This window comes from Trichococcus sp. (assembly GCF_049589555.1).
In the GTDB taxonomy this organism is placed as follows: Bacteria; Bacillota; Bacilli; order Lactobacillales; family Aerococcaceae; genus Trichococcus.
Window position 1 is genome coordinate 1 of sequence record NZ_JBAWAZ010000010.1, and the last position, 11,454, is coordinate 11,454.

At 46.2% G+C, this 11,454-nt stretch carries 9 protein-coding genes, 1 tRNA gene and 1 pseudogene; 8 read left to right on the forward strand and 3 right to left on the reverse strand.

Translation table 11 applies throughout. The features are described from left to right. From WBV27_RS00260 to WBV27_RS00270, 3 genes and pseudogenes are all read right to left on the reverse strand, one after another. Nucleotides 1-352 (reverse strand): annotated as a pseudogene (locus WBV27_RS00260) (5-methyltetrahydropteroyltriglutamate--homocysteine S-methyltransferase); the annotation flags it as partial. Nucleotides 353-762: 410 nt separating this feature from the next. Continuing rightward, the gene (locus WBV27_RS00265) at nucleotides 763-1,734 is read right to left on the reverse strand and encodes an aromatic acid exporter family protein (protein ID WP_424198409.1); all 972 of its coding nucleotides are present in this window, start codon (nucleotides 1,732-1,734) and stop codon (nucleotides 763-765) included. A gap of 289 nt (nucleotides 1,735-2,023) precedes the next feature. Continuing rightward, nucleotides 2,024-3,322 (reverse strand): RNA-guided endonuclease InsQ/TnpB family protein, encoded by a 1,299-nt coding sequence (locus tag WBV27_RS00270; RefSeq protein ID WP_424198411.1) that lies wholly within the window; start codon nucleotides 3,320-3,322, stop codon nucleotides 2,024-2,026. A 290-nt stretch (nucleotides 3,323-3,612) separates the two neighbouring features. On the opposite strand from WBV27_RS00270, the gene WBV27_RS00275 reads away from it, so the two are divergent. The 8 genes from WBV27_RS00275 to WBV27_RS00310 all read left to right on the forward strand — a co-directional run bounded on the left by WBV27_RS00275 (nucleotide 3,613) and on the right by WBV27_RS00310 (nucleotide 11,451). Then, a complete protein-coding gene (locus WBV27_RS00275; protein ID WP_233436861.1) occupies nucleotides 3,613-4,287 on the forward strand; it encodes a deoxynucleoside kinase in 675 nt (224 codons plus the stop codon). Between the two features lie 172 nt (nucleotides 4,288-4,459). Next, entirely contained in the window at nucleotides 4,460-5,053 is a 594-nt protein-coding gene (locus tag WBV27_RS00280) for an Ada metal-binding domain-containing protein (RefSeq protein WP_424198413.1), read from the forward strand. A 146-nt stretch (nucleotides 5,054-5,199) separates the two neighbouring features. Then, nucleotides 5,200-5,676: a CopY/TcrY family copper transport repressor gene (locus WBV27_RS00285; protein WP_424198415.1), complete on the forward strand. Its 477-nt coding sequence runs from the start codon at nucleotides 5,200-5,202 to the stop codon at nucleotides 5,674-5,676. Next, on the forward strand, nucleotides 5,666-8,131 hold the full coding sequence (locus WBV27_RS00290; RefSeq protein ID WP_424198417.1) for a heavy metal translocating P-type ATPase: 2,466 nt from the start codon (nucleotides 5,666-5,668) through the stop codon (nucleotides 8,129-8,131). Before WBV27_RS00285 ends, WBV27_RS00290 begins: the two co-directional genes overlap by 11 nt. A 31-nt stretch (nucleotides 8,132-8,162) precedes the next feature. Further along, on the forward strand, nucleotides 8,163-8,372 hold the full coding sequence (locus WBV27_RS00295) for a heavy-metal-associated domain-containing protein (protein WP_424198419.1): 210 nt from the start codon (nucleotides 8,163-8,165) through the stop codon (nucleotides 8,370-8,372). 143 nt (nucleotides 8,373-8,515) lie between these two features. Continuing rightward, nucleotides 8,516-8,586: transfer RNA gene (locus WBV27_RS00300), tRNA-Gly, on the forward strand. A 504-nt stretch (nucleotides 8,587-9,090) separates the two neighbouring features. After that, the gene (locus WBV27_RS00305; protein ID WP_424198421.1) at nucleotides 9,091-9,909 is read left to right on the forward strand and encodes a cell wall hydrolase; all 819 of its coding nucleotides are present in this window, start codon (nucleotides 9,091-9,093) and stop codon (nucleotides 9,907-9,909) included. A 210-nt stretch (nucleotides 9,910-10,119) separates the two neighbouring features. After that, entirely contained in the window at nucleotides 10,120-11,451 is a 1,332-nt protein-coding gene (locus tag WBV27_RS00310) for an IS4 family transposase (protein ID WP_424198423.1), read from the forward strand. The last annotated feature ends 3 nt before the right edge of the window (nucleotides 11,452-11,454 follow it).

Below are 11,454 nucleotides of genomic sequence, written 5' to 3' on the forward strand. Positions count from 1 at the left end.
GATTGAATGAGATTTTGCCGACGTTGCGGAAAGCGTACTTGCGGACTTCCACATCCCCGAAATCATAGCCGTGTTCCGGCACATAGCCTTCAAATCCGTTCAGGTTCTCGATGAAATCGATATGCCACCAAGAACGGCGGAATTCGCCATCAGTGAAACCTTTCAATCCGTTTTCCTTTTGATCTTTGACCAATTTCGTGATTTCTTCCGTTTCAACTTGGTCCAAGGCGGCTGCGTCGATTTCACCTGCTGCAAATTTCAAGCGCGCTTCCTTCAATGGTTCCGTGCGCAAAAAGCTCCCTACGTGGTCGGCTCTGAATGGTAAAGTTATTGTTTTTTGTGCTGTTGTCATGTTATTTTCCTTCTTTCCCTTATTATTTTTTGTCAAACGATATCGTACAGTAAAAAAAATACGCCCCCGCACATTGCTGTGCAAGGACGTATGATTGCTCATCGTGATACCACCTTGGTTCAGGGTATGCTCGCGCATGCCCCCTCAGTCAGTACGCAAGACGACCGTTCTGTCTTGTTATACTGCGGCATTGTAACGTATGCGGACGTGGTTTGCTGAGGCACTAAGGCGTTCGCAAACCAATCACTCTAAGACCATTTTCTGGATGACTTTCCTGTCCTCTTCTCAGCTGCCGAGGTTCTCTGTGCAGTTCCGTTATCCGTACTCTTCTTTTCACCGTGAGGTTGTTTGAATTTATATACATAATAACAATACGATTAGTAAGTGTCAAATGTTTTCTCATGAAAAATTCATTTCTTTGTAATTATTTCCGCTGCGTACTCTTCGTAGAATATTTTTTTCGTCTGGATGAAGCGTCTGAAGTCGTTCAGCAACTGGAACAGGATGGCACGGTTTTCGAACTCCGCACGGGTGGCCGGCAACTCGCTTTCGCGGAATGATTGCAGCAATGAATCGATGTCCTCCATCAGATAGATGCCTGTATTCTGCTCATGCAGCTGGGCTGCAGTCAGGAAGAACAGGCCAGCCAAAATCTTGTTTTCACTTGTCGGCAGCGCGCATAATCCGAGGTTGGTGGCCATATATTTCAGGATGGTGACCTGCTCGCTGCGCATATCGAAGTAGCGGATATTATAGGTCGATTGGTCCAACAACTGATTGTCGAATTCGGCATAGACGACCTGCCTGTATTTTTCCAACTGATCATCCAATTCGTCCAATAACCGGCTTTGATTGCGGTCCTCCCCCTCGCGAAGTGCGACGCTGAAACTATGCAGCACTTCCTTCATTTGCGTCTCCACTTGTTCGCGTAGGAGGATGATTTGGCTCGCTTTGGAGGGCATATAAAGATTGAACAAAATAGCCACGCCGGCGCCGATCATCATCAGGGCGAGCTCGTTCAGAAGCCAAGGAAAGCTTGTCTGCTTTTCCAGCAACAGATGCGTCACAAGCACCGAACAAGGTGCGATGCCGGATTGAAGAGTGAAACGGTAGGCCAACGGTACGTAAAACAGCAGATAGACGCCGAACACGACGATGTGGAAGCCAAAGAGGCGGAACAGGATCGTGGCGATCGTCAATGCCAGCACTGTGGAGGCAATCCGTTGCAGGGCTGTCAGGACGGAAGATTTTTTGGTGTCCAGCACACTGAGGATCGCGATGACCCCGGCTGCAACTGAATAATTCAACTGAAAAAATTGCGCAATCAGAATCGCGATGACTGTCGCAAAAGCGATTTTGATGGTGCGATGGTTCAAACTCATGGGCGACACTCCTTTCTTCTAGGATAGTGGATTTTGATGCTTTTGACCAGTGTTTTTGGGAGAAGGGAAACCGGGTTTTTTTACAAAAAAAGTGAATTTTCTAATCAAAAAGATACTATATCTCGTTTTGCAGGCATGGTATGATAGTCAACAACCCATCACTGAAGTCACGGGCTTGTGAGCCTATTGCGAGGCTCTGGTTTATATACAGCGGAGTACGTACCCATTGATACGCCCTTTTATCCTTATGAGAGGAACTGTCAGGCACCAAGCGAACCTGTTTCTATGTTTAAGCAACCACCAATGATGGTGCCAACAATACTTCATCAATCCAACGGAGTCCATAATTGCGTAGGTTCAACCCGGCGTTATGGTCTCTGTCGTGCTGTTCATTGCAATTGGTACACGTCCATTCGCGAGTGGAAATATCGCCCTTGAGGGCCGTGTTTTTGACGCCACAATCCGAACAGATTTGTGTGGAAGCAAAGTTTTTGGGCGTTTTCACGAAATATTTACCTCGTTGCTCAAGTTTGTACTTGAGATACAGGCGAAAGTTGCCGAACCCATTATCTTGTTGGTTTTTCGCCAACTTCAAGGTTTGTCCAAGCGCACGAAGGTCGAGGCCTTCCACGACAATCATGTCATACCGATTCGCGAGGGTGTAGGCTTTCTTGTGGAGCCAGTCTTTCCGTTGGTTCGCAACTTTCGTATGGATTTTCGTCACTACTAATCGCTGGCGTTCCCATCGTTTAGAACCTTGCACCATGCGGGATAGCTTTCGCTGTTCTTTTACCAGATGCTCTTCCATGATTCGGTAGTAGTGCGGATAATTGGCTTTCTTACCTTCACTATCTACGAAGAAATCGGCTTGGGAGTAATCCAGACCAAGAACGCGTTCAGCAGCAGGGATACCAATGCTTTCGATTTCCATTCCAAATTCAACATTAATGGATACTTCGAACTTCCCTTGAGCATTCATTGTTATCGTGACGTTCTTGATACGACTGTTCTTCGGTAAGGGACGATGTGTATTCAATTTGATTGTTACTTCCGACAACTTACTTTTTTGGGCAAGCGGGAGATGGAGAACGTTGTTCTCAATAAAGATGTTGCCATTTTGGTTGAATGTGGTATAGCTTAGTTTGCTGTTCTTGCGAGAATGGAATTTCGGCATCCCTTTAAGGTCACGGAAAGTAGGCTCAATCCCAAGCGTTTTCTGACGTTTCAGTGCAGATTTCTTGAATTGTCCTTTGAACGCATTCTTATTGAATGAATTCATTGCTTTCTTGAAATGCTGTTTTGCTTCGTTCGAAGCGAATGCATCCACTTCATACAGGTATTTGTTGCCATCGTCGTCCACTCGAACCTGCTTGAACTCTTTGACTGTTGGCATCCCCATTTCTTTGAAAGTAGGCAGCTTGTCACCGACGGTGTGTCCATTTTTTTCAAGGTACGCATACAAATGAGCTACGTGAAGGTTGTAAATCAATCGGTCTGCACCAAAGCATTGACGGAAATAGCGTTCTGCTTCATCAGATTTTGGTGTTCCGCTATACACATAACCACGATTAACTATTTCTACTGACATTGATTTCACCTCCCCATATACATATTATACCGAAAATACGTTCGCTTTTCCAAGCGATAGCGTATGGATTACAGTGCAATAAAACAAGGGAATCATTAATTTCAAGCAGTCAACTGTCGGGCTTTGAGGCACCTCTGGCACCCCTAATCCCGAACGGCGATTCATCTCATGACTGAAGTCACGAGGGTTCTCGCCTAACTACTAAATGTTGTTCCGCAAAAAAGCGGATCGGAATGTGCATAAAATACAGAAATAAACAGATAATACCAAAGGAAGGGATATGATTGAGCGTGCTGGTAATGGCAGGAATGATAGGTGCTGGAAAGTCGACCTATACCGAAATGATTTCAAGAAGATTGGGGACGGAGGCCTTTTTCGAAAGCGTCGATTACAATCCGATCTTGGATAAATTTTATGATAATCCACAAAAATGGGCTTTCAGCCTTCAAATATATTTCTTGAATACGCGTTTCCGCAGCATCAAGGCTGCATTGACTGATGACAATAATGTCTTGGACCGTTCTATATATGAAGACGCGCTGTTCACGCGGGTCAACCACCTGCAAGGCAACATCTCCCAAGAAGAGATGGATATCTACAACGACCTGTTGGCGAACATGATGGAAGAATTGGAAGGCATGCCCAAAAAAGCGCCGGATTTGCTGATCTATCTGGATGGTTCATTCGAAACGATTTTGGATCATATCCGCAAGCGCGGCCGTGAATTTGAGCAGATCGAGGACGATTCCGAGTTATTGGCCTACTATGAATTGCTTTTCAAAAATTATGAGCAATGGTATCAGGAGTACGACCAAAGTCCAAAAATCAAAATCAACATCGATACGTACGACATCGTCAATAACAGCGGTGACGAAGAGCAGGTCATGGCCATCATCGAAAAAGCGCTCTTGGAAGTCCGCGGCGAAGAGGCCGAATTGACTTATGCCGGAAGCAATATCGTATAAGTGACAGATTGTTCAGATTGTCATCAAACAGCAGCAGTGCCATTCGGTGCAACTGCTGTTTTTTTGGCGAAAAAGCATAAATTTTTCGCGACGGACTGAAGCATATCCTTGGTTTATATACTATAATTAGGAAACAGACATAAATGACAGTTGTAGAGGACGGAACCAGACGATGGCGGCGGATAGGGCAGAACAAGCAGTGAATGTGGAACAATGGCAAGCAATCAATGAACGGGATCAGTGTTTTGATGGAGAATTCTATTATGCAAACAGGGATACGCAACTGTACTGCAAGCCGTCCTGTCCTTCCCGGCTTCCGAAATTCAACTTTATCTGCGTATTTACTTCAGCTGAGGCTACGGAAGCCCATGGCTACAGACCTTGCCGCAGATGCAGACCGAACGGGAATGCCGTTACGGATCTGGAATGGGCCAACCAAGCCGAGCGCTTTATCCACAGCCATTATCAAAACCCTTTGAGCGTGAATCGTATTGCCGAAGCTTGTCATGGTCCCTCATCGGAACTGCAGCAGATCTTCATCCGCATCTACGGGGTTTCGTTGATGGACTACTTGGATCGTGTCCGGATGGATCAAGCACGCTACTTGCTGATTCACTCGGGACGCTTCATAAAGCAAATAGCCGAACTGGTCGGGATGCCCTCCGCGGCGGAATTTTCCCGCAAATTCAAGGAAAAGGAAGGCCTGACACCGACTTTATACCGCAGACGCGTGCGCAAGCGCGAAAGAGGCCAAGACAGACTATAGGACAAACAAATAATTGAGAACAAAACAGCAGGCCAACCGATGGTAACTTGCTGTTTTTTATTTTGGGTTAAAATCATTTGACATAAAACGTCTACAGATGTAAACTAATTTCAGGAGCAAGAAACAACAACGGAAGGGTGAACAAAATGACCGATTCGACACAGAAAAAGATAACCGACGCTGAATGGGAAGTCATGCGTGTTGTCTGGACAAACGGGAAAGCGACAAGCCGGGAAATCATTTCGGTCCTGCAGGAAAAAATGGATTGGAAACAAGCCACCGTCAAAACGTTGATCGGAAGACTCGTCGACAAAGGTTTGTTGGCTACGGAACCAATCGGCAATAAATTCATCTACAGCGCAACCGTATCCGAACAGGAAAGCGTCGGCGGCGCTACCGAAGATCTTTTGGCGCACGTCTGCACGAAAAAAGTGGGCAGCACGATAGCTGAACTGATCGGAAGAGCCACGCTGAGCCACGCTGATGTTGCGTTGTTGGAAAAGGTGATCGCCGCTAAAAAACGGACGGCAGTCGATGAAGTGAAGTGCATGTGCACGCCAGGACAATGCAACTGCAAACAAACCGGCTGCGTACATAAGGAGGAATCACCAGATGGAAAATAAAAGTTATGATATAGAAGGCATGAGTTGTGCATCGTGCTCACAAGCCGTGGAAAAAGCGGCTGCCAAAGTCGCAGGCGTCAAGGAAGCAACAGTCAACTTGGCGACCGAGAAACTGACGGTTGCTGTCGATGAAAGCCATTTTTCCGAAGAAATTCTGAAGAATGCAGTCGATGCGGCTGGCTACGTTTTGGTGGCGAACAAGAAAGAAAAGACATTTCTGATCGAAGGCATGAGTTGTGCCTCGTGCTCCCAAACCGTGGAAAAAGTCACCCGGGCAGTTGCCGGCGTGTCTGATGCGTCCGTGAACCTGGCTACCGAAAAAATGGTCGTCTTATACGATCCGACAGTGCTTCATCCAGGGGATATCGAAAAAGTTGTGGCCGAAGCGGGCTACAAGGCTATCGAAGAGAACGCTACTATAGAAGAAAGCGACCAAAACCAAGCGAAGAAAGAGCAGCACATCAAAAATATGTGGAGACGCTTTTGGCTCTCGGCGGTATTCACGCTTCCGCTTCTGTATCTCGCGATGGGCCACATGTTGGGCTTGCCATTGCCAATGAGCCTCCATCCGAATATGTACCCTGTCACGTTCGCACTCACGCAGCTCTTGCTGACGATTCCGGTGATGGTGCTCGGGACGAAATTTTTTACAGTAGGATTCAAGTCCTTGTTCAAAGGCCACCCGAATATGGACTCGCTGGTGGCTTTAGGGACCAGTACTGCCTTTCTGTATAGCCTGTATGGCACCTTTGCAGCAATCGGAGGGAACAATGAGCTTGTCATGAACTTGTATTACGAATCGGCGGCTGTCATATTGACGCTGATCACGCTCGGGAAGTACTTCGAGGCTGTTTCAAAAGGTAAGACGTCTGAGGCCATCAAAAAACTGATGGGCTTGGCCCCTAAGACAGCCCGCGTTATTCGTGACGGCAATGAGCAGGAAATCAAGCTGGAGGCCGTTATGGCTGGGGACATTTTGGTTGTCCGTCCCGGCGAAAAAATGGCTGTCGATGGAAAAGTGACGGAAGGCCTGACATCAGTCGATGAATCGATGCTGACAGGCGAGAGCATGCCTGTGGAGAAAAAAGCGGGCGATGCGATCATCGGCGGCAGCATCAACAAAAACGGCACCATCCAGTACCGGGCAGAAAAAGTCGGAAAAGATACAGCCCTTGCGCAGATCATCAAGTTGGTGGAAGATGCCCAAGGTTCAAAAGCACCGATCGCAAAACTAGCTGATACGATTTCGGGCTACTTCGTTCCGATCGTCATCGTATTCGCTGTTCTGGCGGGGCTGGCCTGGTACTTCTTGGGAAAAGAATCATGGATTTTCGCGCTGACCATCACGATTTCCGTCTTGGTAATCGCTTGTCCTTGTGCTTTGGGCTTGGCGACGCCAACCGCTATAATGGTGGGTACCGGTAAGGGCGCCGAGAATGGTGTGCTGATCAAAAGCGGGACAGCCCTTGAAGTGACGCATAAAATCCAGACTATCGTTTTCGATAAGACGGGGACGATCACGGAAGGCAAGCCGAAAGTTACGGATGTTCTGGTCCGTGAAGGGCTAAATCCGGATGAACTGTTGCTGCTGGCTGCATCAGCCGAAAAAGGGTCGGAGCATCCGCTCGGCGAAGCGATCGTTCGCGATGCCGAAGAAAAAGAGCTGTCTTTGGCGAAACCATCCGCCTTCAATGCGCTGCCTGGTTTCGGTATTGCCGTCACAATCGATGGGAAAGAGCTTCTTTTGGGAAATGAAAAGTTGATGCTGAATCATGAAATCGGACTCGGTTCATTTGCCGAAACCTCCCACATGTTGGCTGAACAAGGCAAAACACCGATGTACATCGCAATGGATGGAGAACTGGCAGGCATCATCGCCGTTGCCGATACGGTGAAAGCAAGCAGTGCCGCCGCAATCAAAAAACTGCGTGGCATGGGTATCGAAATCGCGATGATCACCGGCGACAATAAACGTACGGCGCAAGCCATCGCCAATCAGGTGGGCATCGACCGTGTCCTGAGTGAGGTATTGCCTGAAGACAAAGCGGAAGAAGTCAAGAAGCTGCAACAGGGGGGGCGCAAAGTCGCCATGGTCGGAGACGGCGTCAATGATGCACCGGCATTGGCCCAAGCCGACATAGGCATCGCTATCGGATCAGGGACGGACGTCGCCATCGAGTCAGCGGACATCGTGCTGATGAAGAGCGACCTGATGGCGGTTGCCACAGCCGTCGAGCTCAGCAAAGCCACCATCAAAAACATCAAGGAAAATCTGTTCTGGGCATTCGCCTATAATGTCTTGGGGATTCCTGTTGCAATGGGGATTCTGCACGTCTTCGGGGGACCCTTGTTGAATCCGATGATCGCCGGAGCAGCGATGAGTTTCAGCTCGGTATCGGTTGTGTTGAATGCATTACGTCTGAAAGGATTCAAACCTTCCGTCTCAAAACGGTAAAGGATTAATAAATAGAAAAGAGGAAACGATTATGGAAAAAGAATTCATGCTAGAAGGAATGAAGTGCGATGGTTGCGTAGCAACAGTCAAAGAGAAATTCTCTGCGATTGCAGGTGTGGAAGAGGTAACGATTGATCTGGAAGGAAAGAAAGCAACAGTCAAGATGAACCAAGACATTTCCGAAGAGACTTTCAATGAAGCGTTATCCGGTACGAAATTCAAAGTAACCGGCAGCAAATAAGTAAAAATAATACAGGGGCTCCCTCAATTATTGCTGAGGGAGTTTTTTTCATACAAATTTGTACATTTTTTCTGTTTGGCTATTGTAGTGCGCACAATTTAGGAGTAGAATGGAACATGCAGTCCGGTCGAACAGACCAGCATGCGGGCGTAGTTTAGTGGTAAAATGCGACCTTCCCAAGGTCATGTCGCGGGTCCGATTCCCGTCGCCCGCTTACTGAAATTTAAATGCATCTTAACCTTACCGATAAATTCGGTAAGGTTTTTTATTTATGTTTACAATAAGCAAATGTTTTGTAATAATTTTTAGCCATTAAAAGCGGAATGGGTCCTGCCCGCTTGAGAAATGACACGGATTGAAACATATGTTACAGATGTAACAACTGATAAATCAATGGTTTGTCTATTTTTTGACGTGGAGTTTGTGAAAAAAGACAGCTGTTATGCCAATTGTTACAAATTGATTTTCTATATTACGACAGCGTAATATTTGACTTATGTTTGTAAGATAAACAGATATTTGAGACAGTCACGTTAAGATGGAATAACAAAGAAGGGATATTTAACTTTAGCGATTTGATTCATGATAGGATTGTCTCTGTTGAAAGAACTCCGATCGAGACCTGGATAAATACTTCATTTATCAAATAAAAAAGGTCATGAAGAGTATAAATTGCAATACGAAAACATTGCGAAGAGAAGAAAGGGACAAAACACACATGAAAAACTTCAAATCTAGATTATTCGTAACGAGCGCAACTTTAGCAGCCATCGGTTTTATGGCAACAGCGAATCCTACACAAGCAAATGCAACAGAATATACTTCATCCACTTGGACAGCACGTACAGCAGATCAAATCAAAGCGGATATCCAAAACTTGGAGAGCGGCAGCAAATACACTTTCCAATGGGGCGATACTTTATCTGCAATCGCATTGGCAACGGATGTATCAGTGAATGCCTTAGTTGATGTCAACAGCATCGGAAATGCAGACATGATCATTGCCGGCAACGCAATCGTATTGTCAGCCGACCACAACATCGTGACTGTTGAGCAAGACTCAGAAGTGAAGAGCTACGATGTCAGCTCCGAAGAAGCAGTTGAAGTCGAAACACCAGTTGAAGCAGTTGAAGAAGTGCAGGCAGCTGCACCAGTAGCAGAACCAGTAGCAGCACCAGCTGTAGAAACATATGTTGAGCCAGTTGCAGTAGCACAAACGGCAGCAACGACTTACCAAGCGAGCTCCTTCTTGTATCAAGTAGTCCAAGCTGAAGCAGGCCCAAGCTACCAAGAAAAATTGAATGTTGCTTCTGTTATCATGAACCGCGTTGAATCGGGAATCTGGGGCGGAACGACCATTGATGCTGTATTGTATGCATCAGGTCAGTTCTCAGTAGTTTCCAACGGAGCTGCTGCAGCAGAAGTACCTTCTGCTGACACAATCCAAGCAGTTAACGAAGTATTGAACGGGTACCGTTCAACCTCAGCGCAAAGCTTCCGTGCTTCAGGCGATGGCGTAACAAACGTATTCTTCTAAAAAATATAAACAATACAAAAAAGCTGAACCCGTCGCGCAATGTCATTAACTTAAGCAACTTGACAACTGTAAAAAAAGCGAGAATGCATTCAAATGATGCATTCTCGCATTTTTTTTATGATGAGATGATGATTTCATTCCTCCTCTTTATATTTCCCGTTATACTTAATGTAAAGAGGATGGTTCATATATCAAAGGGAGGGTTCAAAAATGACGGTCCAATTGACGGTATTTCAGGAATATATTGAAGAAGCCCAAACTATTTATCTGGAAGATATCCGCGAAGGGAACCCACAAGCTTTTACCCGAAAAAGGAAAACGACCCCGCTCACATTGATGCTTCAAATGTTTGCGCAAAAGGGGAACTCCCAATTTTGTGAACTCTTAAATTTCTACGATGATCAGAGCAAACCGCTCGACATTTCGACAGTCGCTTTTTATAAAGCCAGAATGAACTATAACCCCAAAGCCATCCTGTTGATGATGACTGACTACATGTCCATGATTTATGAAGAGAACGATGACCAATTGGTCAAGCTGAACGGCTACATTGTGACTGCGATAGACGGCTCTGATATCACTCTTCCTTCCACGGAGGAAAACGCCAAGAAGTACGGTGTGGCACTTAATGCAAAGGCATCCGCCAATCCGGTGATGGCTTCCGTCTCCCTGCTATATGATTGTATCAACAAATTAGTGATTGACACGTTTATCGGTCCCTACAAAAGCAGCGAGCGCGACTCGGCTTCGCAACATCTTCACGTATTGAAAGAAACGCTTCGGCAACCGACGATTACCGTGTTTGATCGCGGCTACTTTTCGATGCGTCTGGTTCACCAACTGATCCAGGACGGGCAAAAATTTGTGATGCGAATGGATCGCCAGAGCTTAAAGCGCTATTCCAGCCAGCTGTCTGTCGGGCAAGATCAAACTTTTGATGTCACATTTGACAGATTTCAGACAAACGACTACCGGAATGATCGAATTTTCCGGGCAACCTTGATGAATACGGTTTATCCATTGCGGTTTATAAAAATTCAACTTCACAAGCAGGATAGCGATAAGATAGAGGACGAAGTCCTTTTGACGAATCTAACCCCTGCAGAATTTTCATCCGACGACTTGAATGAAGTGTATCGATTGAGATGGGGAATCGAAACTGCCTACAACGTACTGAAAAACCGGATGAAGTTAGAAGAGTTCAGTGGTATTCGGGAACGGCTGATTCTTCAGGACATTTATTGTAGTGTTTGGTTGTACAACCTGACGATGCTTCACCTGATCGAAGTAAGCGAAACAAGGGCAATCCCCCAAGAGCGTTATAAATATGAAATGAAGCAAAATATCAGCATCGCTATCGGAATCGTGAAAACCTATTTCATACGATCGTTCATGAGTGAAACACGCGAACAACGGAAAGAAAGTTTCGAACAAATGAGTGCGCTGCTTACCAAGCACCTTGTCCCCGTCCGCCCACATAGGGCGGCTAAAAGGAAGAACCCGGTGAACAAATCCAGACGATCTTATCGTTACACATATTAACTT